Source organism: Kushneria avicenniae (assembly GCF_900112585.1).
Taxonomy (GTDB): Bacteria; Pseudomonadota; Gammaproteobacteria; order Pseudomonadales; family Halomonadaceae; genus Kushneria; species Kushneria avicenniae.
In genome coordinates this window covers 472,820-498,945 of the sequence record NZ_FOLY01000001.1, presented here as the reverse complement: position 1 = coordinate 498,945, position 26,126 = coordinate 472,820, and the positions used below count along the sequence as shown (strand labels likewise).

The 26,126-nt window shown below is 61.1% G+C and carries 25 protein-coding genes; 21 read left to right on the top strand and 4 right to left on the bottom strand.

Annotated features, from left to right (window positions below):
* Positions 1-4: 4 nt before the first annotated feature.
* Positions 5-883, top strand: a complete 879-nt coding sequence (locus BM079_RS02370) for an alpha/beta hydrolase (RefSeq protein WP_090130416.1) — start codon at positions 5-7, stop codon at positions 881-883.
* Here BM079_RS02370 and BM079_RS02365 read toward each other — a convergent pair.
* Positions 868-1,452, bottom strand: coding sequence for a Smr/MutS family protein (locus tag BM079_RS02365; RefSeq protein WP_090130414.1), 585 nt, complete (start codon positions 1,450-1,452; stop codon positions 868-870). The genes BM079_RS02370 and BM079_RS02365 overlap by 16 nt on opposite strands.
* A gap of 189 nt (positions 1,453-1,641) precedes the next feature.
* Here BM079_RS02365 and prmB point away from each other — a divergent pair, with 189 nt between their 5' ends.
* The 3 genes from prmB to cysE all read left to right on the top strand — a co-directional run bounded on the left by prmB (position 1,642) and on the right by cysE (position 4,915).
* A complete protein-coding gene (gene prmB, locus BM079_RS02360) occupies positions 1,642-2,610 on the top strand; it encodes a 50S ribosomal protein L3 N(5)-glutamine methyltransferase (protein WP_090130412.1) in 969 nt (322 codons plus the stop codon).
* 88 nt (positions 2,611-2,698) lie between these two features.
* Positions 2,699-3,811: a chorismate synthase gene (gene aroC, locus BM079_RS02355; RefSeq protein WP_090130409.1), complete on the top strand. Its 1,113-nt coding sequence runs from the start codon at positions 2,699-2,701 to the stop codon at positions 3,809-3,811.
* Positions 3,812-4,084: 273 nt separating this feature from the next.
* Positions 4,085-4,915, top strand: coding sequence for a serine O-acetyltransferase (gene cysE / locus BM079_RS02350; RefSeq protein ID WP_217639628.1), 831 nt, complete (start codon positions 4,085-4,087; stop codon positions 4,913-4,915).
* A 93-nt stretch (positions 4,916-5,008) separates the two neighbouring features.
* On the opposite strand, the gene BM079_RS02345 is transcribed toward cysE, so the two are convergent.
* Both BM079_RS02345 and BM079_RS02340 read right to left on the bottom strand, forming a co-directional pair.
* Positions 5,009-5,980 (bottom strand): nucleoside-specific channel-forming protein Tsx, encoded by a 972-nt coding sequence (locus BM079_RS02345; RefSeq protein ID WP_245742788.1) that lies wholly within the window; start codon positions 5,978-5,980, stop codon positions 5,009-5,011.
* A 128-nt stretch (positions 5,981-6,108) separates the two neighbouring features.
* Complete coding sequence (locus BM079_RS02340; RefSeq protein WP_090130406.1) at positions 6,109-6,996, bottom strand: LysR family transcriptional regulator; 888 nt, start codon at positions 6,994-6,996, stop codon at positions 6,109-6,111.
* Positions 6,997-7,161: 165 nt separating this feature from the next.
* Here BM079_RS02340 and leuC point away from each other — a divergent pair, with 165 nt between their 5' ends.
* The 14 genes from leuC to BM079_RS02270 all read left to right on the top strand — a co-directional run bounded on the left by leuC (position 7,162) and on the right by BM079_RS02270 (position 22,360).
* On the top strand, positions 7,162-8,619 hold the full coding sequence (gene leuC / locus BM079_RS02335; RefSeq protein ID WP_090130404.1) for a 3-isopropylmalate dehydratase large subunit: 1,458 nt from the start codon (positions 7,162-7,164) through the stop codon (positions 8,617-8,619).
* Positions 8,620-8,652: 33 nt separating this feature from the next.
* Positions 8,653-9,315: a 3-isopropylmalate dehydratase small subunit gene (leuD, locus tag BM079_RS02330; protein WP_090130402.1), complete on the top strand. Its 663-nt coding sequence runs from the start codon at positions 8,653-8,655 to the stop codon at positions 9,313-9,315.
* A gap of 111 nt (positions 9,316-9,426) precedes the next feature.
* Positions 9,427-10,509, top strand: a complete 1,083-nt coding sequence (leuB, locus tag BM079_RS02325; protein WP_090130400.1) for a 3-isopropylmalate dehydrogenase — start codon at positions 9,427-9,429, stop codon at positions 10,507-10,509.
* A gap of 164 nt (positions 10,510-10,673) precedes the next feature.
* Positions 10,674-11,279 (top strand): GNAT family N-acetyltransferase, encoded by a 606-nt coding sequence (locus BM079_RS02320; RefSeq protein WP_090130397.1) that lies wholly within the window; start codon positions 10,674-10,676, stop codon positions 11,277-11,279.
* The gene (asd, locus tag BM079_RS02315; protein WP_090130395.1) at positions 11,273-12,388 is read left to right on the top strand and encodes an aspartate-semialdehyde dehydrogenase; all 1,116 of its coding nucleotides are present in this window, start codon (positions 11,273-11,275) and stop codon (positions 12,386-12,388) included. Before BM079_RS02320 ends, asd begins: the two co-directional genes overlap by 7 nt.
* Before the next feature lie 73 nt (positions 12,389-12,461).
* Positions 12,462-14,063 (top strand): type IV pilus assembly protein FimV, encoded by a 1,602-nt coding sequence (locus tag BM079_RS02310; RefSeq protein WP_090130393.1) that lies wholly within the window; start codon positions 12,462-12,464, stop codon positions 14,061-14,063.
* Positions 14,064-14,165: 102 nt separating this feature from the next.
* The gene (truA, locus tag BM079_RS02305; RefSeq protein ID WP_090130390.1) at positions 14,166-15,077 is read left to right on the top strand and encodes a tRNA pseudouridine(38-40) synthase TruA; all 912 of its coding nucleotides are present in this window, start codon (positions 14,166-14,168) and stop codon (positions 15,075-15,077) included.
* Positions 15,078-15,095: 18 nt separating this feature from the next.
* Positions 15,096-15,734 carry a phosphoribosylanthranilate isomerase gene (locus BM079_RS02300; RefSeq protein WP_090130388.1) on the top strand — a complete coding sequence of 213 codons (639 nt, stop codon included), beginning with the start codon at positions 15,096-15,098 and terminating at the stop codon, positions 15,732-15,734.
* Between the two features lie 150 nt (positions 15,735-15,884).
* Positions 15,885-16,814 carry an acetyl-CoA carboxylase, carboxyltransferase subunit beta gene (accD, locus tag BM079_RS02295; protein WP_090130386.1) on the top strand — a complete coding sequence of 310 codons (930 nt, stop codon included), beginning with the start codon at positions 15,885-15,887 and terminating at the stop codon, positions 16,812-16,814.
* Positions 16,815-16,819: 5 nt separating this feature from the next.
* Entirely contained in the window at positions 16,820-18,073 is a 1,254-nt protein-coding gene (gene folC, locus BM079_RS02290) for a bifunctional tetrahydrofolate synthase/dihydrofolate synthase (protein ID WP_090130384.1), read from the top strand.
* A gap of 15 nt (positions 18,074-18,088) precedes the next feature.
* Positions 18,089-18,883, top strand: a complete 795-nt coding sequence (locus tag BM079_RS02285) for an SPOR domain-containing protein (protein ID WP_090130383.1) — start codon at positions 18,089-18,091, stop codon at positions 18,881-18,883.
* A complete protein-coding gene (locus tag BM079_RS02280) occupies positions 18,880-19,434 on the top strand; it encodes a CvpA family protein (RefSeq protein WP_090130381.1) in 555 nt (184 codons plus the stop codon). Before BM079_RS02285 ends, BM079_RS02280 begins: the two co-directional genes overlap by 4 nt.
* Positions 19,435-19,493: 59 nt before the next feature.
* Positions 19,494-21,011 (top strand): amidophosphoribosyltransferase, encoded by a 1,518-nt coding sequence (gene purF, locus BM079_RS02275; protein WP_090130379.1) that lies wholly within the window; start codon positions 19,494-19,496, stop codon positions 21,009-21,011.
* Positions 21,012-21,166: 155 nt separating this feature from the next.
* Positions 21,167-22,360 (top strand): O-succinylhomoserine sulfhydrylase, encoded by a 1,194-nt coding sequence (locus tag BM079_RS02270; RefSeq protein WP_090130377.1) that lies wholly within the window; start codon positions 21,167-21,169, stop codon positions 22,358-22,360.
* A 50-nt stretch (positions 22,361-22,410) separates the two neighbouring features.
* Here the strand turns inward: BM079_RS02270 and BM079_RS02265 are convergent, their stop codons facing one another.
* Positions 22,411-23,367 (bottom strand): LysR family transcriptional regulator, encoded by a 957-nt coding sequence (locus BM079_RS02265; RefSeq protein WP_090130375.1) that lies wholly within the window; start codon positions 23,365-23,367, stop codon positions 22,411-22,413.
* A 165-nt stretch (positions 23,368-23,532) separates the two neighbouring features.
* On the opposite strand from BM079_RS02265, the gene BM079_RS02260 reads away from it, so the two are divergent.
* The 3 genes from BM079_RS02260 (at position 23,533) to BM079_RS02250 (ending at position 26,107) form a co-directional block, all read left to right on the top strand.
* Positions 23,533-23,991, top strand: coding sequence for a hypothetical protein (locus BM079_RS02260; protein ID WP_139215239.1), 459 nt, complete (start codon positions 23,533-23,535; stop codon positions 23,989-23,991).
* A 157-nt stretch (positions 23,992-24,148) separates the two neighbouring features.
* Positions 24,149-25,495 (top strand): MATE family efflux transporter, encoded by a 1,347-nt coding sequence (locus tag BM079_RS02255; RefSeq protein WP_090130372.1) that lies wholly within the window; start codon positions 24,149-24,151, stop codon positions 25,493-25,495.
* Between the two features lie 111 nt (positions 25,496-25,606).
* Positions 25,607-26,107 carry an EF-hand domain-containing protein gene (locus tag BM079_RS02250; RefSeq protein WP_090130370.1) on the top strand — a complete coding sequence of 167 codons (501 nt, stop codon included), beginning with the start codon at positions 25,607-25,609 and terminating at the stop codon, positions 26,105-26,107.
* Positions 26,108-26,126: the final 19 nt, after the last annotated feature.

Genomic DNA, 26,126 nt, shown 5'->3' with positions numbered 1-26,126 from the left:
CAGGATGAGCGCAAGACCGCGAGAGTGCCATTTGGCCGATAACCGTCTGGCCGGTCTGGTATGGGAGCGGGAAGGGCTACCGGAAAATGCACCGACCTGGGTGGCCCTGCATGGCTGGCTGGACAACGCCGCAACCTTCACCCGGCTGGCGCCACTGCTGGTGGAAAAGCTTGATATCCGAATCGTGGCGATCGACTTTGCCGGTCATGGTAAATCGCAGTGGCTGGGCCGGGGCACCGATTATGCCCTGTGGGACTATATCCACGACGTGCTGGATGCCCTCGACGATCTGGGTATCCAACGGGCCACGCTGCTGGCGCATTCGCTGGGCGCCTGTGTTTCCTGTCTGCTGGCGGCCGCACTGCCCGAGCGTATTGAAAGATTGTGGCTGATTGATGGCATCGGCGCGCTGACGACTGCGGTCGATCAATCCACGCGTCAGTTGCGCAACGGCGTGCTGGGCGTGCGCCGGCCGCTGTCGCCGCCGCCATCCTACGCCTCGTTTGAAGCCGCGCTGGAAGCGCGCGTCGTGGGCGCTGTCACGCCACTGGATCATGATACTGCCGAGCCCCTGATCGCTCGCAGTCTGATGCAGGATGACACCCGGGTGCGCTATCGCACCGATCCACGGCTGCTGCGGCCCTCGCAGGTCAAGCTGACACCCGAGCAGTCCCGCGACATGCTGCTGGCCATTCGCGCCCCGGTCGATCTGATCGAGGCGGATAACGGCATTGTCGGGGACCATCTGGATCGGGAAGGAGTGCGTCATGAGATGACCACGCTGACCACTCATCGTCTGCCCGGAGGCCACCATCTTCACCTCGAGCCTCAGAGTGTGGCCGGCGTGGCCGCCGCGATTCTCGGGGCCTACGGTGTGGCGTAATCCTCACGCGTGCGGCGCAGCAGTACATAGACGGCGCCGGTGCCGCCGTCCCGATCCTGCGCCGAGCAAAAGGCCAGCACCTCGGGAAGCTCCCGCAGCCAGGCATTGACGTGACTCTTGATGACCGGATAGCGCGCCGCACCCGACCACGCCTTGCCGTGAACGATCAGGACGCAGCGTGCCTGATTGGCTCGGGCCTCCTGCAGAAAGGCCTCGAGCTCGCCCCGGGCCTGCTCGATATCGTAGCCGTGAAGGTCCAGGCCCGCCTGCCAGGCAATCGCGCCGCGCTTGAGCTGGACAAGCGTTCGATGGGGCAGGTCGTTCAGGGCAAACATGAGCGCTTCTGACGGACGTACCGCATCGACGCGGCCGTCGGAGGTGCGCGAAGAGGGGGCCGTTATCGTATTGCCGCTGCTGGCGGCGGCCTCGCGGCGATGGCGAAGGCTTTCGCGCTGAGGTTTGCGTCCGACGTCGGCGCGGTCATGATGCACGGGACGAATGTCGCTGCCCTGCATGGCCTCGCGAAAGGCAGTTCGATCGTCATCGTCAGGGGGGCGGTTACCGGCCATGCCTTTGTCTCCACTGGGTAATGTTGTTGCCCGTCATGCTGATGGTGGCGTCGACGTCGTGAGTTCAGCCGCTGATTATAGGGAATCAGGTCCTGATGTGCAGGTTTGCACCGATGCGCGCACTCTGGATAACGGGTACACTTTTGGCCTTTCTTCATTTGATCCACTTTCGACAAGGCCGCCGCATCCATGAGCGACGTTTCTGCCCGCATGCCTGTACCCGCCGCTGCGCCCCTCTCTCTGGATGATGACACCCTGATCGATGAGCTGATCACCGTGCGTGACTATCTGCGCCTGGCGGTCAGCGTCTTCAATGCTCATGACCTGTATTACGGGCACGGTACGGATAGTGCTTGGGATGAGGCCGTGGCTCTGGTGCTGGGCGCGCTGCGCCTGCCTCATGATGTCGACCCGGCCATTATCGATGCCCGGGTGCTGCGCATCGAACGCCTGCGCATCATGACGCTTTTGCGCGCGCGCGCCACCGAGCGGCGCCCGCTGCCCTATCTGCTGGGGGAAGCCTTCTACGCCGGTTTTGCCTTCAATGTCGACGAGCGCGTGCTGATTCCACGCTCACCGATTGCCGAGCTGATCGAATCCGGTTTTGATCTGTGGTTTGACGAGCGCGACCCGGCACACATGCTGGATCTGTGTGCCGGGTCGGGCTGTATCGGTATCGCTGCCGCGATGATGATGCCGACTACCCATGTCATGCTCTCGGATCTCAGCGAAGACGCCATCGACGTGGCACGCAGCAACATTACCCGTCATGATGTGGGGGATCGCGTAAAAGCGGTGGCCGGTGATCTTTTCGCGCCGGTGGCCGGGCAGCGCTTTGACCTGATTGTCAGCAATCCGCCCTACGTGGACGCCGGCGATCTAAGCGGTATGCCTGCCGAGTTCAACCACGAGCCGACGCTGGCGCTGGGCGCCGGCCATGACGGCCTTGATCTGGTGCGGCGCATGCTGCGCGAAGCCCGCGAGTATCTCACCGACGACGGTGTGCTGATCGTGGAGGTCGGCAATTCCGAGCGTCATGTGATCGAGACCTGGCCGGAAGTGCCGTTTTTGTGGCTCGAGTTCGCCCGCGGCGGTCACGGGGTGTTTGCGCTGACCGCGGTTCAGCTGGATGAGTGGGCAACAGTGCTGTCGCGCTGAGCGACGGGGCTGGCAGGCGCTGATTTGAATTTTGATCTGTCGTACGCCCGGGGAACCGGCCGGTACGTCGCACTATCAGGAACACAACATGTCCGGTAATACCTTCGGCAAACTTTTTACGCTGACTACCTTCGGAGAGAGCCACGGCGAGGCGCTGGGCGCCATCGTGGACGGCTGCCCTCCGGGGCTGCCGCTGTGTGAAGCGGACCTGCAGGCGGATCTGGATCGTCGTCGTCCCGGCAGCTCGCGTCATACCACGCAGCGTCGCGAGGCCGATGAGGTGCGCATTCTCTCCGGGGTCTTCGAGGGGGTCACCACCGGCACGCCGATCGGGCTCATGATCGAAAACACTGATCAGCGCTCGAAGGATTATTCAAGGATCAAGGACCAGTTCCGCCCGGCGCACGCCGACTACACCTATCACCACAAGTACGGCATTCGCGACTATCGCGGCGGTGGACGTTCCAGTGCGCGTGAAACGGCCATGCGCGTGGCCGCCGGAGCGATCGCCAAAAAGTATCTGGCGGCAAGGGGCATCACCGTGCGCGGCTACATGAGCCAGCTTGGTCCCATCAGCATTGACTTCAAGAGCTGGGGCGGTGTCAATGACAATCCCTTTTTCTGCCCGGACCCGGCACGCGTACCGGAGCTTGAAGCCTTCATGGATCAGCTGCGTCGCGACCAGGACAGCGTAGGTGCCCGGGTTACCGTGGTCGCTGACGGAGTTCCGGTCGGCCTGGGCGAGCCGGTCTTTGATCGCCTTGATGCCGAACTGGCGCATGGCCTGATGAGCATCAATGCGGTCAAGGGCGTAGAGATTGGCGCGGGTTTTGACAGTATTGCCCAGCGCGGCAGCCAGCATCGTGACGAGATGACGCCGGAAGGTTTTCTCTCCAATCATGCCGGCGGCGTGCTGGGCGGTATTTCGACCGGGCAGCCGGTCGTGGCGCATCTGGCACTCAAGCCGACCTCCAGCATTACCACGCCCGGCCGTTCGATCGACGTGCATGGCGAGCCGGTCGAGGTGATCACCAAAGGGCGTCATGATCCCTGTGTCGGCATTCGGGCCACGCCAATTGCAGAGGCCATGATGGCGTTGACTCTGATGGATCACCTGCTGCGCCAGCGTGGTCAGAACGGCGAGGTCAGCGTCGACACACCGCGGCTTGAACAGTGTCAGACGCCTGACGCTCAGAGCTGACCGGCCGTCTCTTTTTTGGCTGGTTCACGTCGGCAAGCCTGCGAGCCCGCCCATGGCGGGCCTTTTGCTGTCCGGCAGACGTGATGACGTTTCGCACCCGATGAGCCTCGTGACTGATGCTCGCACTATTCAGGCCATTGTGTTGAAACGCGCGCCGGCCAAAACAGCGCAGGCACAAAAAATTACATCGGGTTACTCTATTGGCCGTGAAAAGGGCCCAGGATGGGCGATTGGACACATTCCCCTGTGGAGACGATATCCTTGAGAAGCGATATGTCACATGAACTCAGTGCGCAGGCCAGCATGTTCGATCAGCTGCATGCCGAGGCGGTTGCTGCCGCCCGGAGTGAGCCACTGCTGGCAGAAATGCTTGAACGCCATGTGGTGTCGCAATCCTGTCTCGAGGGCTGTCTGACCACTGTCATGGCCTCGACGCTGGCCGATCGAACGCTGTCGGTTGATGACCTGAAAAGCTGTTTCCAGTCGCTCTATCAGGCACATCCGTCGCTGGTCACCACGGCAGCGCGCGATATGAGCGCTGTTATCGAGCGTGATGCGGCCAGCAGTAAATATCTGCCCGTTCTGCTTTATCTCAAGGGCTTTCAGGCGCTACAGGCGCATCGTCTTGCCCATGCCCTGTGGCATGACGGGCGATTCATGCTGGCGCGGGCGATTCATCACCGCACCACGCGTCTTTTCGGTATCGATATTCATCCGGCCTGTCGAGTGGGTCATGGGGTCATGCTGGATCACGGCACGGGTATCGTGATCGGCGAGACCGCCGAGGTGGGCGATAACGTCTCGATCATGCAGGGCGTGACGCTTGGCGGAACCGGCAAGGAGAGCGGCGATCGCCATCCCAAGGTGCGCAGTGGCGTTCTGATCGGTGCCGGAGCCACCGTGCTGGGCAATATCGAGATCGGTCACGGCGCGCAGATCGGCGCCGGCAGCGTGGTGCTGGCGCGCGTGGCGGAGCATACGACCGTGGTCGGGATTCCAGCACGCCAGGCCGGTCGACCGCGCTGCCCGAGCCCGTCGGTCACCATGGAACACGGCAGCTTTCAGCATGTTGCCGATCCGCAGTGGTATCAGCAGGGCAGCTGATGTCGCGCCAGCGTCAGTCAACACGAAGGGGCCGGTCACATGACCGGCCCCTTGTTTTTCAAGCGTATCAGACCTCTGGCGTATCGGGCAGGATCAGAACTGCCAGCCCACCCCGAAGTAATAGCCCCAGCCGGTGCTGCGTACACTGAAATCGCCTTCGTCGAAGTTCAGCGTGCTGCCATCGTTCCACTGGCCGCCGTTGTGGAAATAGCGGGCCACGGCCAGAAAGCGCAGGTGCGTAAACGAATAGACAAAGGCATTGGTGGCGACCACCGATTCGTTGGTGCGCGATGGATTATCATCACCGAGATCCGAGCCAAAGTCATAGTTGGTGAAGCCGGCATAGAAGAGGCTGGCGCCGTTATCAAAGCTTGCCAGCGGATAGCTGTACTCGAGCTGCGCGCGATAGCCATCCCAGCTGTTTTCGTTATCGGCGCCGTAGTTTTCCCACTGATACTTGCCGTAGAAGTTGAAGGACACATCCAGTGGTGTGCCGGTCTCGATATCGCTGCCCAGGCCGGTATAGAGCGTGTTCTGGCGATTGTCGCTGTTGTGCCCCCAGTCATAAATCCAGTTGGCCGCCAGATACCATTCGCTGATGGGTCCCAGACTCAGATCGCGCCCGCTGAGATCATTGAGAGACAGCCTTGGTTTGATCTCGGCAAAGATCGGCGAGCCGTTATCGAAGATGCCGCTGTCGGCGGCATTACCGATGCCAAAGAATTTGGGCATGTCGATATAGCCGTAGAGATCCAGCGGTCCCTTGCGGCCGAAAAATTCGTATTCCAGATAGATGTCGTCAATCTGCTGCGGCCCGAAACGGATGTTCTTGCTGCCGATAACGGTGACGTTCTGGTTATACCAGTCAGAGAGATAGGCGCTGCGCGGTGAGTCGTCGGTGGCTTCGTAGCTGGCGGTTTCGCCCGAGGCGGCCTGTCCCTCGGCACTCTGCTGTTCGGCATGAGCCGACAGGGGCAGCAGCAGGGCAGTTGCGATCAGGGCGCAGGGCATGACGGACGCGTGCAGGTTCGTCCGCCACACGAGGGGCATGGAAGGGTTGAACATGATCATTCCTTGCAGGATGTTGTGTTGTTATTGGTCGGATTATCGTTTTGGTGAGCAGGTTTTTCTGCTGGCTGTGATGGCATCACGACGGGCGTCTCGATGCAACTTTTACGCCCTGCAAACGCGCCTCAGAGGCGTTCAGGTGTATCGCGAGAGGCTTCAAGCAGATCAATCATCGCGCGGGCGGCGTTGGAAAGCGTCCGGTTTTCATGAAAGAGATAGCCCAGCGGTCGCTCGATTGGTGGGTGATCGATCTCGAGTCGATGCACGCTGTCGTCAATCAGGGTTTCCGGCAGCACGCTCCAGCCCAGTCCGATACTGACCATCATCTTCAGAGTCTCCAGAAAGTTGGTCGACATGGCGACGCTGACGTCGAGCCCTTCGCGGGCGAAGGTATTGACCACCATGGCGCGCGTAAAAGTCTGCTCGCCGGGCAGCACGGCTTCGATCTGACTCAGCCGTGACAGGCTCAGCGTGGATTCCCGGGCGAGGGCGTGATCCGGTGAGCAGACAAAACAGAGCTTGTCGACCCAAAGCGGAGTGGCTACCAGCGGTTCTGCCGTCTGCGGGGCCAGGGTTGCCAGCGCCAGCTCCAGTGAACCGTCCGAGACGCCCTGATAGGCCTGTTCGGAATCCATGAATTGCATGTCCAGTCGTACATCGGGCCAGTGCCGGGTGTAGTGTCGCAGTACCGGCGGCAGCCGATGGAGCCCGATATGGTGGCTGGTGGCGAGACTCAACTGGCCGCGTACCGTGCCGCTCAGGTTGGTCAGCGCCCGCTGGGTGTCCTCGAAAAGCCCCAGAATCTGCCGGGCGCGGGGCAGCAGCGTTCGGCCCGCTTCGGTCAGGCCGATACGACGGCCGATGCGGTCAAAGAGTCGCGCATCAATCTGCGCCTCCAGCGTGGCGATACGCTTGCTGACCGCGGACTGGGTCAGGTGAATCTGTTCGGCGGCCAGCGAAAACGACGCGCACTCGGCGACGGCCACGAAGGCGCGCAGGCTCTCGGTTTCCATCGATTCCTCCGGGGAATGTATACCATGAATAGGATGAATTGCTTTCATGGTACATCGCGGCGTAATGTAGGTGCCATACCGGTGCTGATGAGCCTTCCCGATACAACAAGAGCTCCAGAGCACCATGGACCCTGAACGCGCGCCCCGGGCGCAAGGAGAGATGACATGGCGGCACAGACGCTTTACGACAAGCTCTGGGCATCGCATCTGGTATCCAGTCGCGATGACGGCACCTCGCTGATCTATATCGATCGCCATCTACTGCATGAGGTGACCTCGCCGCAGGCCTTTGAAGGACTGCGCCTGGCCAATCGTCGTCCCTGGCGCATTGATGCCAATATCGCCACCGCCGACCACAACGTGCCGACCTCGCTGAAGGAGCGCAGCGCCGGGATCGAGGGCATCGAGGACAACGTCTCGCGCATCCAGGTCCAGACGCTGGACGACAACACCACAAGCTTTGGCATCGAGACCTTCGGCATCAACGATGTCCGTCAGGGCATCGTGCACATCATCGGGCCGGAGCAGGGCGCGACGCTGCCTGGCATGACGGTGGTCTGTGGGGATTCCCATACCGCGACGCACGGAGCCTTCGGGGCACTGGCCCACGGTATCGGTACGTCCGAGGTCGAGCACGTGCTGGCGACCCAGTGCCTGATTCAGCGCAAGATGAAAAACATGCAGGTGCGCGTGGAAGGTCAGCTTGGCCCTCACGTCACCGCCAAGGACATCGTGCTGGCCATCATTGGCGAAATCGGCACCGCGGGCGGTACGGGCTATGCCATCGAATTCGCCGGCAGCGCGATTCGTGACCTTTCCATGGAAGGTCGCATGACGATCTGCAACATGGCGATCGAGGCGGGTGCCCGTGTCGGGCTGGTGGCGGTTGATGACACCACCATCGATTACGTCAAGGGTCGCCCCTTTGCGCCGACGCCGGAACAGTGGGACGCCGCGGTCGACAACTGGCGCTCGCTGGTGTCCGACGACGATGCGGCTTTCGACAAGGTGGTCACACTGGACGCTGCGTCCATCGAGCCGCAGGTCAGCTGGGGCACCAGTCCGGAAATGGTCGTGGGCGTTCATGACAGCGTGCCCGACCCGGCGCAGGCAGCCGATGACACGACGCGTCGCGGCATTACTCGCGCGCTCGAGTACATGGGACTGCATGCCGGCCAGAAGATTACCGACATTAAGCTGGATCGCGTCTTCATCGGGTCGTGCACCAATGCGCGCATCGAGGATCTGCGGGCGGCGGCAGCCGTGGTCAAGGGACGTCAGGTCGCCGGCACCATCAAGCAGGCGATGGTCGTACCGGGGTCCGGGCTGGTGAAGCGCCAGGCCGAGCAGGAAGGGCTGGATCAGGTGTTTCGTGAGGCCGGTTTCGAATGGCGCGAAGCAGGCTGTTCCATGTGTCTGGCGATGAACGCCGACAAGCTGGGGGCCGGTGAGCACTGTGCCTCGACTTCGAATCGCAACTTCGAAGGGCGTCAGGGCTATGGTGGGCGTACGCATCTGGTCAGCCCGGCAATGGCGGCCGCCGCTGCCGTGGCCGGCCACTTTGTCGATGTCCGCGAGTTCGTTGACACGCCCGTGCCGACCCGGCGTGCTGCCGGTCTCTAAGCGCTCGTCCATGCCATTATCAGGGAAATCACCATGAAAGCCTTTGTACGCCAAAAGGGTCTGGTCGCGCCGCTGGATCGTGCCAACGTCGATACCGACCTGATCATCCCGAAGCAGTTTCTCAAGTCGATCAAGCGCTCCGGCTTCGGCCCCAATCTGTTCGATGAGCTGCGCTATCTCGACGAGGGCTACCCGGGACAGGACTGCTCGAAGCGGCCCATCAACCCGGAGTTTGTGCTCAATCAGCCGCGCTATGAGAATGCCAGCGTGCTGCTGGCCCGCAAGAACTTCGGCTGCGGCAGTTCGCGCGAGCATGCGCCCTGGGCGCTGGAAGACTTCGGCTTTCGCGTCATCATCGCGCCAAGCTTTGCCGATATCTTTTTCAACAATGCCTTCAAGAACGGGCTGCTGCTGATCCAGCTTGATGAAGCCACGGTCGATCGCCTGTTCGACGCTGTCGAGCAGACCGCCTGGTATCGTCTGGACGTTGATCTGGTTGGTCAGACGATCACCACCCCGGACGGCGAGACCATCGACTTTGAGGTCGATCCGTTTCGCAAGTACTGCCTTGAAAACGGACTGGATGATATCGGCCTGACGCTGACCGATAACTCTGAGGCCATTCGCGAATTTGAAGCGCGACATCGCGCGACTCAGCCCTGGCTGTTTCGTGGCGAGGCAGCCAATCAGGCCTGAAGTGATGGCCTGACAGACATCGGGGGAGCGGCCAGGTGTCGACACCCCTGATTTTCTTACGTTACAAAAGCGGCATGCCCGGTCAGGGATGGCGTCAACGGAATCTGGTTCATGACAAAACGTATTCTCGCACTGCCGGGCGATGGTATCGGCCCCGAAATTACCCGGCAGGCGTGCCGCGTACTGGAGGCCTGTCGCGACGAGGGCCTTGATATCGATATCGAAGAGGCGCCGGTCGGCGGTGCCGAAATTGATCGCTCCGGCGTGCCGCTGGCACCGGAAACGCTGGAGAAGGCGAAGTCAGCCGATGCCATTCTGCTCGGTGCCGTGGGCGGTCCGAAGTGGGACACCATGCCCGATATCAGCAAGCGACCGGAGAAGGGCCTGCTGGCTCTGCGCAAGGAGCTGAACCTTTTCGGCAATCTGCGTCCGGCGCTTTTGTATCCCCAGCTGGTGGAGGCCTCAAGCCTCAAGCCGGAAGTGGTGTCAGGCCTTGATATCATGATCGTGCGCGAGCTGACCGGCGGTATCTACTTCGGCCAGCCGCGCGGACGTGAAACCCGCGAGGACGGCACGCGCTACGGCTACAACACCTACATCTATGACGAGCACGAGATTCGCCGCATCGGCCGTGTGGCGTTCGAGATGGCGCAAAAGCGGGGCAAGAAGCTCTGCAGCGTTGACAAGGCCAACGTGCTGGAAGTGACTATCCTGTGGCGCGATATCATGAACGAGCTGGCGCCGGAATATCCGGATGTCGAGCTGTCGCACATGTACGTCGACAACGCCGCCATGCAGCTGGTGCGTGCGCCGAAGCAGTTCGATGTCATCGTGACCGGCAACATGTTTGGCGACATCCTTTCTGACGCTGCCGCCATGCTGACCGGTTCGATCGGGATGCTGCCATCGGCCTCGCTCAACGAGCACGGTCAGGGCATGTTCGAGCCCTGCCATGGCAGCGCGCCGGACATTGCCGGACAGGGGTTGGCCAACCCGCTGGCCACTATCCTGTCGGTGGCCATGATGCTGCGTTACTCCCTCAACGAGGCCGATATGGCCGCGCGTATCGAGCAGGCGGTGGGCGCCGTGCTGGATCAGAACCTGCGCACGGCAGATATCGCCTATACCGGCACGCGCCAGGTCACGACCGAAGAGATGGGTGACGCGGTGCTCACCGCTTTCAACGCTGCCTGACATGCTCGATAGCGCTCAATGATGGTGGGCGCTGCGCCTGCCGACGGCAACGAGTCGGCAGGCTTGCTGCCGTTGTCCGTGTCGTGGCGACGGGCATCGAGTGGCGTCTCCGGTAATGGCCCGGGTAGACTGAATGGCATCGCCTTTTCTCGACAGGAGGGAACATGCCGCCATCGCACGGGCGCTGGCATATCCGCCGCGCCGGAGTCGGCGACGCTGAAGCGGTCACCGACATCTTCAACCGTGATGAAGTCTATCCCTGCACCATGCAACTGCCCTGGACTGGCGTCGAGCGTTGGCGCACCTTTCTGGAGCGTGGCGAAACAGGACGTCATGTCTTTTTGTGTGCCTGCGATCCGCAGCAGCCGGAAAGGGCGCTGGGGCTGATCTGGCTGCATCCTGTCAGTGATTCGCCCAGAGTGGCGCATGTGCGCACGCTGGGGCTCAGCGTCCATCCGGATATCGCCGGTCAGGGCGCGGGCAGTCAGCTCTTGAAGGCGGCCATCGAACTGGCGGATGACTGGCTCAACGTCACGCGACTGAGCCTTGGCGTGTACAGCCACAATCAAAGGGCAATCGAGCTTTACGAGCGTCATGGCTTTGTACGGGAGGGCCTCAGTCGCGGGGTCTCCTTTGGCCATGGCCGTTATCTGGACAGTCTTGAAATGGCGCGTCTGCATCCACGCCTTGCTCAGGCGCTGGCGTCGCAGGACGAGCCAGATGAAACCCGGATCAATCACTTATCACAACAGGGGAACACGCAATGTTGAGGACCGGATTTGTCGGCTGGCGCGGAATGGTGGGCTCCGTGCTGCTGCAGCGCATGCTGGAAGAGGACGGGTTCAAAAACATCGAGCCGGTCTTTTTTACGACCTCTCAGGCGGGCAGGCCCGGCCCGGATGTAGGTGTCGACGTACCGCCGCTCAAGGATGCCTTTGATATTCAGGCGCTCGCCGAGCTTGATGTGATCGTGACCTGTCAGGGCGGCGACTACACCGGCGAGGTGTATTCGAAGCTGCGCGAGTCCGGCTGGAGAGGCTACTGGATTGATGCGGCCAGCACCCTGCGCATGGCTGATGACACGGTCATCGTGCTGGACCCGGTCAATCGGCGCGTCATCGATCAGCGTCTGGAAGAAGGCTATAAAACCTTCGCCGGCGGCAACTGCACCGTCAGCCTGATGCTGATGGGGCTGGGCGGTCTATACGAGGCCGGGCTTGTTGAGTGGATGACGTCCATGAGCTATCAGGCCGCCTCCGGCGCTGGCGCGCAGAACATGCGTGAGCTGCTCAATCAGATGTCGATGGTGGGCAATGCCGCGCGCGCCGAGCTGGATGATCCGGCGTCCGCGATTCTGGATATCGATCGACGGGTCATCGAGACCATGCGCGGCAGTGACTTCCCCATCGAGCAGTTCGGGGCGCCGCTGGGTGGCAGCCTGCTGCCGTGGATCGACAAGAAGATGGACAACGGCCAGAGCAAGGAAGAGTGGAAGGGGGGTGTCGAGAGCAACAAGATTCTCGGCATGGCGCCCAACACTGTTCCAGTGGACGGTCTGTGCGTTCGTATCGGGTCGATGCGCTCTCATGCTCAGGCCTTCACGATCAAGTTGACCCGTGATGTGCCGATAGATGAGATCGAGGATCGAATTGCACGTCATAACGACTGGGTCAGCGTCGTACCCAACGACAAGGACGCCACGCTGGCACGGCTGACGCCTGCCGCCGTGACCGGCACGCTCGATGTGCCGGTGGGCCGTCTGCGCAAGATGGCCATGGGCGGTGAGTATCTCTCGGCCTTTACGGTCGGCGATCAGCTTCTCTGGGGAGCGGCCGAACCGCTGCGACGCATGCTGGCGCTGCTGGTCGAGCGCCACTGACCCCCTGTCATCGTTATGCCTGAAGGCGCCTCATCGAGGCGCCTTTTTTTATGTCATGAAACAGGAGAGGGTAATGGCCAGATGGCCCGGATACCGTAAGTGGCAACACGCGCTACTGACCGCAGTGCTGTTGTCGGTGTCTGTCACGGCACAAGCGCTGGGAGTTGGGACACCCGAGGTCATGTCAGGCTTCAGCGAGCCGTTGAAGGCGCGGGTGGCGCTTTTGAATACCGGTAATCTGCACGCCGACGACATTCGGGTCAGCCTTGCAGATAATGCACGCTGGCAGGCGATGGAAGTGGTGCGAAGCGCTGATACCGATACCCTGCGACTGGCCGTTGATGGTCGTCCCGGTCATCTCTATCTGGATGTTCGCGGCAGTCGTCCACTGGCCACGCCCTGGCTGGATGTGGTCGTGACGCTTCGCTGGCCACAGGGAGAACTGACACCACAGCTGACCCTGCTGCCCTCGGCCGCAGGCAATCAGAAGACGACGCCCGTTGCCACGTCACCCGCTCGCTCGCAGAGTGCCCCGTCACGGGAAGCTTCTGTAGCGGATGCGATGCGGGAGCGCTCCGATAGCGCGCCAGCGCGTGACGCATCAAACGCTGCAGCGGAGCGCTCGCGTATGGCAGCGCTCGAGGCAAGATTGAGTCAGCTCGAGCAGCAGCTGCAGGATGCTCAAACGGCACAGTCGGCCACGCTGTCGGAACTGGCCGCCCTCAGGGTGCAGCCCGCTGATCAAACACTGTCTGACGAGGCTGAATGGCAGGCACTGACGTCGCGCCAGCAGAAGCTTGAAAGCCGTCTCGATCAACTGGATCAGAAGGTGACGGCAGCCGATGTTGCCATGCCGGAGTCTGTGACGGCGGACAGTGCGCCAGAATCTGCTATGGCGAAAGCTGTACCGGAACCGGAAATCATGCCTCGTGAGGCCGCCGTAACTCCCGTTCCCGAGCCCGCCGTTACCGATCGCGATCACGGCTTTGTCTGGACCTGGTTGCTCGCGGCGCTGCTGATGGTGCTGGCAGGCATGTGGGCCGGTCTTCGCCGCTGGCGGCAGCAGCGTTACCGTCTGGTCAGCGTGGCAGAGCTTTCACCCTCGGGCGGCACGGGTCAGGAGCGCGCCGTGGCTGACGGCGACATGGATAATGAGCACGGCACGGCAGACAACAGCGTCACGGATGAAGTCTGGACGGCCCGTCGTGCCCAGGTCGAGGCGATCTGCAGCGAGGCCGAGGTCTTTTACCGGCATAACCGATACGATCACGCCATCACCATGCTCAAGGAAGGACTTGAGCACTATCCGAACGACATTCAGCTGATGCGTGCGCTGGCGGCCATGGAAGCCGCTCGTGATCGCGAGCAGGCGCAGGGCGAACATCATATCGCACGACAAAAGCCATCGGTTTCAGCGGCAGTGGAGGAGACGCCGGGGCTGGCGCCGGTCTGGTCGCTGACGACCCTTTCAAGCGATGACGCGCCGGTAGAATCATCGGCAGTTGATGACACCACGTATCATGCCTCCCGTGTGACCTGTGAGAGGGGAACCGATCCTGTCGTTGAGCCGAGCGTCGGATTTCCGGGGAGCTGGGCGCTGGAAGAGGTGGCATCCGGGGGCTTCGATGCGGATAATGAGTGCCCCGATGCAGATCGTTTGCTGCGCCATGTCTGACCCGTGTGGCTGGTGATCGATCCCGCCCAATTTATGCATGAGGGTGGCCCGGTCAGGGAAGCATGCTTTTCTGAACCGATCTGCTCTGTATTACCGAGTCACATGTCCCTTTTTACACGAATGGATGAAAACGAGCGCGTCAGCGGTCGTATCGCGCTGGGCCTCGAGTATCGTGGCACGGCCTATCAGGGCTGGCAGCGCCTGAGTCATGGCCCTTCCCTTCAGGCCTCACTGGAAGCAGCGCTGGCCCGCATCGCACAATCACCCGTTGAGGTCATGTGCAGCGGGCGCACCGACAGCGGTGTTCATGCCACCCGTCAGATCGTGCATTTCGATACGACCAGTGCCCGTACGCTGAAAGCCTGGGTCATGGGCACCAACGTGCATCTGCCGCGAGACATGTCCGTACGCTGGGCACGTGTCATGCCGCATGATTTCCATGCCCGCTTTTCAAGTCTTGCCCGCCGCTATCGCTACATGATCCTCAACCAGCCTGTGCCGCCGGCGCTGAATGCCGAGCACATGACCTGGCATCGCACGCCGCTGGATGAACGACGCATGCAGGAAGCGGCGCAGGTGCTGGTGGGGGAGCACGACTTTTCCGGCTATCGCGCTGCCGGCTGTCAATCCAGCACGCCCTGGCGTCATGTACACTTTGTAGAGGTGATGCGGGTAGGGCCCATTGTGGTCATCGATATTCAGGCCAATGCCTTTCTGCATCACATGGTGCGCAATGTCGCCGGGGTCCTTTTGACCATCGGCGATGGCCGGCGCGATGTCTCCCTCACTCGAGACATTCTGAACGGCCGGGATCGCACGGTTTCCGAGGCGACAGCGCCGGCCCGGGGCCTGCATTTCGTGGATGTGTACTATGATCCACGCTTTGAGCTGCCGGCGGAGCCACTGGGTCCGGCAGAACTTTATTTCAGCGGTGAATGGACCGGCGCCCGCACGCTACCTGCATCAAGTTATCAGCGCCCGGTCTACCGCGGTGAACCGGCAGGTCATCTGTAATCATCAGGATCTCTGTCAATGCGAACCCGAATCAAGATCTGTGGACTGACCCGAGAGTCGGATGTCGATGCCGCCGTCAAGGCCGGAGCCGACGCGTTGGGATTTGTCATGTGGCCCGGCAGCAAGCGGGCACTGACGGTCGAGCGCCTCGAGCAACTTGCTGCCCGGGTGCCGCCTTTCGTGACCCGGGTCGGACTTTTTGTCGATCAGGACCCCGATCTCATTACCTGCTGTGCGTCCTGGCTGGACATGCTTCAGTTTCATGGTGATGAGCCGCCCGAGGCGTGCGACATTTACGGAATGAGCTGGCTCAAGGCGCTGCGCATGCGCGATGATATCGACCTGTCCCGGGAGGCCGCGCGCTATCATCGTGCGCGTGGTCTGCTGCTGGATGCCTGGCGCCCCGGCGTACCGGGTGGCACCGGTGAAACCTTTGACTGGTCGCGGGTACCGCATGATCTGGCAGCGCCGATCATTCTTGCCGGTGGGCTGACGCCGGACAACATCGGTAGCGCCATCGACCGGATAGCCCCTTACGGGGTGGACGTCTCCGGTGGCGTGGAGGCCGAAGCCGGTCTCAAGGATCACGACCTGATCAAACGTTTCATCGATCAGGCGCGCCGCGCCGATGATCTGTCGGCAGCGCCCGAACGATAACGGCCGTCGCAGGGTAGAGTGTCGGTGAAGACATACACCGGACTGGCCCTCGCCACCGCCGATGATTGATAATGGGTGGATGCGCCATGTGTCTTTTGCGGCGCGCCCATTCAAAAGACTGACCATCAACGATATGGAAGCCCTTTTTCGATGAGCTGGCTCGACAAGATTGTTCCTTCAATGGGGCGTACTGCCCGTACCGATCGTCGCAATAACATCCCCGACGGCCTGTGGCGCAAATGTCCCAATTGTGAGGCTGTCCTTTATCGGCCCGAGCTTGAGCGGCACCACAACGTCTGCCCCAAGTGTGACCACCATCTGCGCCTGAACGCGCGTCGTCGTCTTTCCTGGTTTCTGGACAGCGACGGCCGTGAAGAGATCGCCGGTCAGCTTGAGCCGGTGGATCGACTCAAGTTCCGCGACTCCAAGAAGTACAAGGACCGTCTGGCCGGTGCACAGAAGGCCACCGAAGAGAAGGATGCTCTGGTGGTGATGAAGGGCACTCTGGACGGGCTGCCGGTCGTGGCCGTGGCGTTCGAATTCGAATTCATGGGGGGGTCCATGGGCAGCGTCGTCGGCGAGAAGTTTGTTCGCGCGGCCACCATCGCCCGTGAAGAGAAGCGTCCGCTGGTCTGCTTCGCGGCCTCCGGCGGTGCGCGCATGCAGGAAGCGCTGTTCTCGCTGATGCAGATGGCCAAGACCTCGGCGGCGCTGGAGCGTCTGCGCGAAGCCGGAACCCCCTATATTTCAGTACTCACCGATCCGGTCTTTGGCGGCGTATCAGCGTCGCTGGCCATGCTGGGCGATCTCAACGTGGCCGAGCCCAACGCTCTGATCGGCTTTGCCGGTCCACGCGTTATCGAGCAGACCGTGCGTGAAAAGCTGCCCGAAGGCTTCCAGCGCAGCGAGTTTTTGCTGGAACACGGTACAGTGGACATGATCATTCATCGTAGCGAGATGCGTACCCGTCTGGGCCGTATTCTGCGCACGCTGACCGACCGTCCCTCCGAGCCGGCCGTCACCATGCTGGAAGACGTCGAGGACAACAACGGCGCACCGTACAGCGAAGGCGCCCGCTGATCATCATGTCTCGTACATTGACACAGTGGCTGGCCCACCTGGAAAAGCTGCATCCGGTCGCCATCGATCTCGGGCTTGAGCGTATCCGCATCGTGGCCGAGCGTCTGAATCTGCTTTCGGTACCCATCGCGCAGCGGGTCGTGACCGTCGCCGGCACCAACGGCAAGGGCTCGACCGTGGCCATGGTCGATGCCGTGGCACAGGCGCACGGCCTGAGCACGGCCAGTTACAGCTCGCCGCATCTACTGCGCTACAACGAGCGGCTGCACCTTGATGGCAATGAGGTCAGTGACGAGGCGCTGATCGATGCCTTCGAGCGTATCGAGGCCGTCCGACAGGATACCGGTCTGACCTACTTCGAAATGGGGACTCTGGCGGCGCTGGTGATCATTCGTGATCGCGCTCCGGACATCGCCATTCTGGAAGTCGGGCTGGGCGGTCAGCTGGACGCGACCAACATCATCGATGCCGATGTCGGCATCGTGACCAGCGTGGCGCTCGATCATGCCGATTTTCTCGGTACCGATATTGAAAGAATTGGTGCCGAGAAGGCCGGTATTCTGCGAGCCGGTCGACCGGCGGTGCTGGGCAGTCGACAGTTGGTGGCAAGCGTCGCGGCACATGCCGAGTCGCTGCCGGTGTCTCGCTGCCTGACGCTGGGGCGTGAGTTTGACTGGCAGTGGGAGGCCAGCGGTCGCTGGCAGTGGCAGCGACCGAACGGGGAGGGCGTATCGCTGCCCGACCCCAACCTGCCGCTGGACAATGCCGCCAGCGCGCTGACAGCGCTTGATGCGATCGGTCTGTCGCTGAACGCCGAGCAGCTTGAAAAGGCCTTTTCTGGTATTCGCCTGTCCGGGCGTATGCAGCGCATCGGTCGTTACTGCCTGGACGTGGCCCATAATCCACATGCGGCCACCTACGTGGCCGCACAGCTGGCGCGCCGACCGGCCACGCGACGCGTGGCGCTGCTGGGTATGCTGGGCGACAAGGATGCTGAAGGCGTCATCGAGGCACTCTGGCCGGTCGTGGATGACTGGCTGCCGGTGACGCTATCGGGTGCGCGGGCGCGTCAGGCACAAACACTGGCGGACATCATTGGTGCCCGTGGCGGTCAGGTCATTGCCGTAGCCGATAGCCCGAACGAGGGCATCGACTGGCTTGAACAACATTCACAACATGATGACGTACTGGTCTGCGGCTCCTTTTTTACCGTGGCAGAGGCACTGGCCCGGCTCGAAAGGGGCGACGGATTCGCGTAACAAGGAGAGAGTCGCATGAAATACGGCATGCGTGAGCGCATTAGCGGTATCGTCATTATCGTGGCACTGGCCCTGATCCTGCTGCCCATCCTGTTTGGTGGCTCAAGCGATGATGACGATAATGCTGATAACTCGTCGATGGTCATCGAACAGCCCATCAACATGTCCCAGCGCGAAGTGGCCGAGCCACAGTCGCCGCTGCCTGAAGACGACAGCGCAGATTCGGGCGAACGCCCCGATCAGTCCGGTCAGTCCAATCAAGCTGGTCAGGCCAGCCAGAGCAATCAGCTGTTCCCGGATCATCAGCGTGAATCGACGCCGGCACAGACGAGTCATGGCGAGCCATCAGCCTCGGAAACCGCATCGCGCGAGACCGCCAATACCGGTTCCGGCAGCCGCTCTGGCGCTTCCAGCAGCAGTCGTCCCGCGGCTTCTAGCAGCGACAACCGGTCAGCGAGCGCTGCTCGCGAGAGCAGCCCCCGGCAGCAGGCGCCGGCGCGCAGCGACGACTCCTCGGGTGATCCGATCATGGCGGCGGCGAATCGCAACAGCACCAGCGCTGCACAGTCTTCAGGCAGCGGTGGCTGGGCGGTTCAGGCCGGCAGCTTCGGTCAGCCCGAAAATGCCGATCGTCTGATCAAACAGCTCAGGTCACAGGGCTTCTCGGCCTATCAGCAGCCGCGCGGTGAGCTCAATACGGTTTATGTCGGTCCCTTTGGCTCCACCGAGGAGAGCGAACGGGCCCGAGCCGAACTGCAGGCGAAGGCCAACATCAAGGGGCTGATCGTTCGGCGTGAAGGTGGTCAGTGAGCTGGACCTGGATTGACTGGGCCTTTGTCATCATCCTCGGGTTTTCGGTCCTGTCAGGGTTTGCGCGCGGGTTTATCCGCGAAGGGCTGGGGCTGGCGGCATGGATTGCCGCCCTGATCGCCGCACGCACCCTGGCAGCGCCGGCCGCCGGGCTTTTTGCAGACTATATCGACAGTCAACAAATTCGATTGGTGATCGGCTTTATGCTGGTGGTATTTGTCACACTGCTACTGGCCAATATCGTGATCAGACTGTTGCACGCCATGATCGAGTGGGTCGGCATGGGATTTTTCAACCGTCTTCTGGGGGCCGGATTCGGACTGCTCAGAGGTGGTCTCGTGCTCATCATGATTGTGGCGGTGCTCGGGCTGACGCCGCTGAGCCAGTCCGATGACTGGCAGCAATCCGTCTTTTTACCCTGGATCGAGCAGGGGCGTGATCTGGCCATCCGCCAGTATCAGCAGCTTGATCAGGATCAAAATCTCATGGATGAAGCATCGCAGCGCGCTCGTGAACTGCAACAGCATCTGCCCGGGCAGTTGCGGCAATGAACAAGCGACCAGTACGGCCGGCACGTTGCCGGCAATCACCGACAGCGAGGATGTAACGCATGTGCGGTATCGTGGGCCTGATGGCCAACTCGATGGTAAACCAGGCAGTCTATGATGCGTTGACGGTGCAGCAGCACCGCGGGCAGGATGCTGCCGGCATGATGACCTGGGATGACGGGCGCTTTTTGCTGCGCAAGAGCAACGGTCTGGTACGCGACGTCTTCCATACGCGCCACATGAAACGACTCAAGGGCAATATCGGCATTGGTCATGTGCGCTATCCGACCGCCGGTTCTGCCAGCGAATCGGAATCCCAGCCCTTTTATGTGAATTCGCCCTACGGGATTGCGCTGGTTCACAACGGCAACCTGACCAATTCCGAGCAGCTTGTCGCCGAGCTGTTCAACGCCGATCTGCGCCATATCAACACCAGTTCGGACTCCGAGGTGCTGCTCAATGTGTTTGCCCATGAGCTGGGCAAGCAGGGTCACCAGCTGGAGGCCGAAGACATCTTTGATGCCATTCGCCGGGTGCATCGTCGCTGCAAGGGCGGCTATGCGGCAGTATCAATCATCAACGGCAAGGGGCTGGTCGCCTTCCGCGACCCGCACGGTATTCGCCCGGTGGTTTTCGGCCGTCGCGATACGCCGGAAGGCCCCGAGTACATGATCGCTTCCGAATCGGTGGCACTGGACGTGGCGGGCTTTGAGCTGATCCGCGATCTGGCGCCGGGCGAGGCGCTTTATATCGACATGGCGCGCAACCTGCACACCCAGCAGTGCGCCGAAAATGCCCGGCTGGTGCCATGTATTTTTGAATACGTCTATCTGTCGCGGCCGGATTCGATCATCGACGGTGCCAACGTCTATGCCACGCGCATGCGCATGGGGCAAAAGATGGCCGAGAAGATCAAGCGCGACTGGCCCGATCACGATATCGATGTGGTCATCCCCATTCCGGATACCAGCCGTACGGCAGCACTGGAGCTGGCGCTGCATCTGAATGTGGCCTATCGCGAAGGTTTCATGAAAAACCGCTATATCGGGCGGACCTTTATCATGCCGGGACAGACGCAGCGCCAGAAGTCGGTGCGTCAGAAGCTCAACGCCATCGATATCGAATTTGCCGGCAAGAATGTCCTGCTGGTGGACGACTCCATTGTCCGCGGCACGACCTGTAACGAAATCATTCAGATGGCACGCGAAGCCGGTGCCAAAAACGTCTATTTCGCCTCGGCAGCACCGGCGGTGCGCTATCCCAATGTCTACGGCATCGATATGCCGGTCGCCATGGAACTGATCGCCTTTGATCGTACGACCGAAGATGTGGCCGAGCTGATCGGAGCCGACCGGCTGGTCTATCAGGATCTTGATGATCTCAAGGAGGCCGTCAGGGAGATCAATCCGGAGCTTTTCGAGTTCGACTGCTCGGTCTTTGATGGCCGCTATGTGACGGGCGACATCGATCCGGACTATCTGGCCCGGCTCGAACTCGCCCGCAGCGATGCTGCCAAGCAGCAGTCCAGCGGCGGCCATGCCCAGGTGGATCTGCACAACGATGTCGAGGAAGTTGACTGATCCTCATGCCCGCGGCAGGGTAAGGTATCGCTGAAGGGTATTCATTGAATGACCGGGCCATGCGCCCGGTCATTTTGTTCATGACGATGACGGGCAGGGCTGTCCCGGGCATTTGTCGCTGATGTCACGGTCTCCGACCATTCAAGGAAGCCACCATGTTCGAAAAAGACGCCCAGAATGATCACCTGCATCCGGATACGCTGGCCATTCGCGCTGGCCATCAGCGGACTCACGAGCAGGAGCACAGCGAGCCGATCTTTCCCACGTCGAGCTTTGTCTATGCAAGCGCCGCCGAGGCGGCTGCCAAGTTTTCCGGTGAAGAGGCGGGCAACGTCTACTCGCGCTTCACCAATCCGAGCGTGCAGACGTTTGAAGCGCGTCTGGCCGCGATGGAAGGGGCCGAAGCCTGTGTCGCCACGTCATCCGGCATGGCGGCCATCATGTCGACTGTGCTCGGATTGCTGGAGGCTGGCGACGAGATCGTGGCCTCAAGGTCATTATTCGGCTCAACGGTCAGTCTGCTGAGCAAATATTTCGGCAAGCTGGGCGTGGTGACCCATTTCGTGGAGCTCTCCGATCTGGATGCCTGGAAGGCAGCCATGACATCGCGTACGAAGCTGCTGTTTGCCGAGACGCCGTCCAACCCCCTGTCCGAGATTGCCGATATTCGCGCGCTGGCCGATATTGCGCACGATCATGGGGCCTGGCTTGCCATTGACAACTGCTTCTGCACGCCGGCGCTGCTGCGCCCGATCGAACATGGGGCGGATCTGGTCATTCATTCGGCCACCAAGTATCTGGACGGGCAGGGGCGTGCCATCGGTGGTGCTGTGGCCGGTCGTGCCGATCTGGTCAGGGAAGTGCATGGTGTGGTGCGTACCTGTGGCCCGAGCATGAGTCCCTTCAATGCCTGGATTTTCACCAAGGGGCTGGAAACTCTGGGGCTTCGGATGCGGGCGCACTGCGATAACACGCTGGCGCTGGCGCAGTGGCTCGAAGCGCATCCCGGCGTTGAGCGCGTGTATTACAGCGGGTTGAGCTCTCATCCACAGCATGCGCTGGCCGCACGTCAGCAGAGTGGCTTTGGTGCGGTGCTGGGTGTCGAGGTGAAGGGCGGTCGCGAAGGGGCCTGGTCGGTGGTCGATGCCACGCAGCTGCTTTCGATTACCGGCAATCTGGGAGATCTCAAGACCACCATTACTCACCCGGCCACCACCACCCACGGTCGTTTAAGCGATGAGCAGCGCGCCAGCGCCGGCATCACCGAGGGGCTGATCCGCATTGCGGTGGGACTGGAGCACCTTGAAGACATCAAAAAGGATCTGGCACGCGGTCTGGACGCGCTGTAGGACGTCATCGGCGCCTCGATCCGGTTCGAGGCGCCGCCAGGCCCGTCGATTCAGGCCATCGGATTATAGCCCTGTAACATGCCAATGCGTGGCATGTTGCGCTCCCATATTGGCGGCTCTCCTACGATCTCCTGCAGGCATTCGATAAAGCGCCGGGTCTTGAGTGACAGAAACTCGCGATGGGGATAGACCATATAGATATCGGGGCTGGGGGCCAGCCTCAGCTCAGGCAATAGTGGAAAAAGTTTGCCGTCCCGAAAGCCTTCTTCAAGCATGAATGCCGACATCACGCCATAGCAAAGACCTACCAGCATGGCTCTGACCATGACCTCGGGGTCGTTGGTTCGAAGGTGCGAGTTGAAAGCCCCGCGTACGATCGTGTTGTGTTCGTTGTAATAATGAAGATAGTCCAGAGTCAGGTCATCGCGTGAGTAGGTCACGGCCGGTAACTGCAGCAGTTCTTCGACGCTTTCGGGCAGACCGTGTTTTTGAATGAACTCGGGGCTGGCGCAGATGACTCGATGGTTGCTCGCCAGCGGGCGAGCAATGAGCGATGAGTCCTGCGGATCATTGATGCGAATGACCAGGTCGTAGCCGCCTGCGATGACATCGACATACGCATTATCGAGCTGTAGCTCGACCTGCATGTCCTTGAAGCGTCTCATGAAAAGGCCAACGGCCGGGGCCACGTAGCGTCGACCAAAATCCGTTGGTGCGTTGATGCGCAGTACGCCGCGAGGCTCGCTATGATGGGCTTCTGCCACATGACGGGCATCCTCCAGAGCAGTACGTAGACGCAGAGCGCGATGGTAGAGCTCCTGGCCTACGTCCGTGAGATGCACTACACGGGTCGAGCGGTTGAAAAGGCGAACCTCAAGCTCTTTCTCCAGCTGTCGGATCTGGCGTGAAATAACGGAGCGATCCACATGACGAAGATCGGCAGCACGGGTAAAGCTGCCCGCTTCAACCACCTCGGCAAACAGCAGAAGCCGACCGGCCATATCCATATTGTATTCCCCGAGTTGTTCTCTTCATTGTTGCGCTAATGACAACACAAAGTTGTTATAGTGTGCATCGATCAGTTTTCTGTCATCACTGATAATAAGGCTATCGACAAAGGGCGCTGGCCGATACGCCGTTCGGGCCCGATAACCTGATTCAGGAGATGACCCATGAAACGCACAATGATAATCGCCGCTGTCACTCTGACCACGCTGATGGCCCAGCAGGGAATGGCTTCGACCACTGAAGGTCAGTTCATGAAAGCCAACAACGATGCGACACTCAATACCCGCAGTGATCTGATTGCTCAGCAGACCCACTCGATCAGCGGTACTCACTATGTGGCTCAGGGCGCACCGCACCACTTCAACTTCAAGGTTGAAAACGACGGCCAGGTTCACCTTTTCAGCCATCAGCCAGCCGGAGCACACAATGCAGCCTATCGCCTCAATGCGATGGTGCTCGACCAGCAGGGTAACGTCGTGGCCAGCAGCGCCAGCGACGCTCAGGGCAATTTCAACATCGACAGCCCCATGACGGCCGGGCAGTACACGCTGGTGGTGGATGGCAACACTACCCAGAGCCGCTCCAGTTCCGACAGCAGCTACGAGATTCTGACCTCGCTGTAAACCGGACGCTTTCAACCGCCGGGAGACGCTGCAACAAGATGCGCTAAAAAAGCAGGCACTGCCTGCTTTTTTTGATGCATGACGTTAGACTGCGCGCCGCATCAACGCTCTGATCATCAACTCTGGAGGTGCTGTGGCATCGCCTCAAACCCGGGAAATGGGTAAAACCCTGTGGCGCCAGACATTGCCGATGGCCATGGGCGTCATGGCGCTTCTGGGCTTCAATCTGATTGATAGTATCTTCATTGCCAGGCTGGGCACGCAGCCGCTGGCAGCGCAGTCGTTCACCTTTCCGGTAGCGACGGTCATTATCGGCGTCCAGGTCGGTTTCGGGATTGCCATTGCGGCCCTGATATCCCGCGCCCTCGGTGCCGATGAACAGGCGCGCGCCCGGCGACTGGGGACGCTTGTACTGGTGGGCGGCAGTGCTGCGATGCTGGTGCTTTTGCTGGTGCTCTGGCTGATGGAGTCGATCATCTTCCGACTGCTGGGGGCCAGCGAGGATACGCTGGCGCTGATTCATCAGTACTGGGGTCCATGGCTGCTGGCCAGCTGGGTCGGTGCGCTGCTCTATCTGGGCTATAGTCTTTTTCGCGCTCACGGCGAGACCCGCCTGCCCGGTCGCATGATGGTGTTGACCAGTCTTCTCAACCTTGTGCTGGACCCTGTGCTGATTTTTGGGGTGGGTCCCTTTGATGGCTGGGGTCTGGCAGGTGCCGCCTGGGCCACGCTCATCTCCTTTGCCATCGGTCTGTTGATTCTGGCGCGCAGCCTTTCAAAGCGCGACTGGCTTTCAGGCACGGGACTTCGGCAGGAGGCCGTCAGCTCGCTGGGGCGCTTTCTGGGGATTGCCCTGCCGGCCATGGCTTCTCAGCTGCTGCCGGCAGTGTCAGCACTGGCGGCCACCGGCATTGTGGCACGGCTTGGTGAGACGGCTGTGGCGGCCTGGGGACTGGCCGCGCGGCTGGAAACCTTCGTTATTCTGGTGGTGCTGGGGTTGACCATGTCGCTGCCTCCCTGGCTGGGGCGCAGCTTCGGAGCCGGGCGCTGGCAGGAAATCCGGGCGCTGATGAATCTGGCCGCTCGGGTGGTGCTGATCTGGCAACTGGTGATCGGACTTTTATTAAGCGCTCTGGCAGGGCCGCTGGCCGGGCTGCTGGCCGGCAATGAAGAAGTGCGCGACATGCTGGCAACGCTTTTGCACGTCATGCTGCCAAGCTATGCCTTTCTGGGCATCTGCATGCTGGTGGTATCGGCATGCAACGCGCTGGGCTGGCCGCGCCGGGCCGTTACGGTCTCCTTCATGCGCCTTTTTGTCTGTTATCTCCCCTGTTTGAGTCTCGGTGCCTGGCTGGGGGGGCTTGTGGGGCTTGGCATTGGTGCAGCCGTTGGCAACGTGCTGGCCGGTGCGCTGGCCTGGTGGAGCTACCGCCGAATACTGGGTGACAAGGGACGTGATTCGGGCAGCATGGCGTTTGATCCGGTGCGTGAACATCTTTCGTGAACACTTGTACCGCCTCGTTTATAGTATTAGCACTCGTTTATGGTGAATGATGCGGAGATGGTTATGCGAAGGGTGCCAGCGGGATATCTGGGAGGAGTATCAAGTCTTGTCATGTTGATCATGCTGGCAGGCTGTGCCCGGCATTCAACCCAGGAGCCTGACCCCGCACAGGCGGACGCCACATTGGGCAGCCGTCTGGATGCCGATCAGGTCTTTGATCAGGCCAAAACCGCGTCGGATGGTCACCTGGGCGCTCTGGACATCGAGCGCCTCGGGCTTGGTAATCACTGGAACATGCTGGATCAAAACGGTGATGGTCGGGTATCACGTCAGGAGTTTCATCGGCGGTTTGATGATCCTGCCATTCAGCGTCAGCTGCAGGCGCATGTTTCGAGCGCGGCCACATCAGAGCAGGCCGTGTCTGATGCCTGGCGTCTGCCGCCCAAGCCGCCTTCACAGAGATGGCAGCGCGCCGGAACGCTTGCCGCACCGGCCACATCAAGCGCGCCTTCGGCGGCGGCCTGGGGAAGAGCGACACCACCTTCAGAGGGGCAAGCGCCAGCTGAATCGGACGCTTCTGCAGATAATGAAGCGGACTCGATATCTCCTTGACGCATTGGGGCATAAAAAA

Excerpts from the sequence above, each read along its gene's own strand:
- BM079_RS02250 (WP_090130370.1), top strand. The coding sequence starts at position 25,607 with ATGTTGATCATGCTGGCAGGCTGTGCCCGGCATTCAACCCAGGAGCCT.
- BM079_RS02285 (WP_090130383.1), top strand. The coding sequence starts at position 18,089 with ATGAAATACGGCATGCGTGAGCGCATTAGCGGTATCGTCATTATCGTG.
- truA (WP_090130390.1), top strand. The coding sequence starts at position 14,166 with ATGTCCCTTTTTACACGAATGGATGAAAACGAGCGCGTCAGCGGTCGT.
- BM079_RS02260 (WP_139215239.1), top strand. The coding sequence starts at position 23,533 with ATGAAACGCACAATGATAATCGCCGCTGTCACTCTGACCACGCTGATG.
- aroC (WP_090130409.1), top strand. The coding sequence starts at position 2,699 with ATGTCCGGTAATACCTTCGGCAAACTTTTTACGCTGACTACCTTCGGA.
- BM079_RS02265 (WP_090130375.1), bottom strand. The coding sequence starts at position 23,367 with ATGGATATGGCCGGTCGGCTTCTGCTGTTTGCCGAGGTGGTTGAAGCG.
- accD (WP_090130386.1), top strand. The coding sequence starts at position 15,885 with ATGAGCTGGCTCGACAAGATTGTTCCTTCAATGGGGCGTACTGCCCGT.
- purF (WP_090130379.1), top strand. The coding sequence starts at position 19,494 with ATGTGCGGTATCGTGGGCCTGATGGCCAACTCGATGGTAAACCAGGCA.
- BM079_RS02365 (WP_090130414.1), bottom strand. The coding sequence starts at position 1,452 with ATGGCCGGTAACCGCCCCCCTGACGATGACGATCGAACTGCCTTTCGC.
- leuD (WP_090130402.1), top strand. The coding sequence starts at position 8,653 with ATGAAAGCCTTTGTACGCCAAAAGGGTCTGGTCGCGCCGCTGGATCGT.
- asd (WP_090130395.1), top strand. The coding sequence starts at position 11,273 with ATGTTGAGGACCGGATTTGTCGGCTGGCGCGGAATGGTGGGCTCCGTG.
- BM079_RS02340 (WP_090130406.1), bottom strand. The coding sequence starts at position 6,996 with ATGGAAACCGAGAGCCTGCGCGCCTTCGTGGCCGTCGCCGAGTGCGCG.
- BM079_RS02270 (WP_090130377.1), top strand. The coding sequence starts at position 21,167 with ATGTTCGAAAAAGACGCCCAGAATGATCACCTGCATCCGGATACGCTG.
- BM079_RS02320 (WP_090130397.1), top strand. The coding sequence starts at position 10,674 with ATGCCGCCATCGCACGGGCGCTGGCATATCCGCCGCGCCGGAGTCGGC.
- BM079_RS02255 (WP_090130372.1), top strand. The coding sequence starts at position 24,149 with ATGGGTAAAACCCTGTGGCGCCAGACATTGCCGATGGCCATGGGCGTC.
- BM079_RS02370 (WP_090130416.1), top strand. The coding sequence starts at position 5 with ATGAGCGCAAGACCGCGAGAGTGCCATTTGGCCGATAACCGTCTGGCC.
- leuC (WP_090130404.1), top strand. The coding sequence starts at position 7,162 with ATGGCGGCACAGACGCTTTACGACAAGCTCTGGGCATCGCATCTGGTA.
- BM079_RS02345 (WP_245742788.1), bottom strand. The coding sequence starts at position 5,980 with ATGTTCAACCCTTCCATGCCCCTCGTGTGGCGGACGAACCTGCACGCG.
- BM079_RS02310 (WP_090130393.1), top strand. The coding sequence starts at position 12,462 with ATGGCCAGATGGCCCGGATACCGTAAGTGGCAACACGCGCTACTGACC.
- prmB (WP_090130412.1), top strand. The coding sequence starts at position 1,642 with ATGAGCGACGTTTCTGCCCGCATGCCTGTACCCGCCGCTGCGCCCCTC.
- cysE (WP_217639628.1), top strand. The coding sequence starts at position 4,085 with ATGTCACATGAACTCAGTGCGCAGGCCAGCATGTTCGATCAGCTGCAT.
- leuB (WP_090130400.1), top strand. The coding sequence starts at position 9,427 with ATGACAAAACGTATTCTCGCACTGCCGGGCGATGGTATCGGCCCCGAA.
- BM079_RS02300 (WP_090130388.1), top strand. The coding sequence starts at position 15,096 with ATGCGAACCCGAATCAAGATCTGTGGACTGACCCGAGAGTCGGATGTC.
- folC (WP_090130384.1), top strand. The coding sequence starts at position 16,820 with ATGTCTCGTACATTGACACAGTGGCTGGCCCACCTGGAAAAGCTGCAT.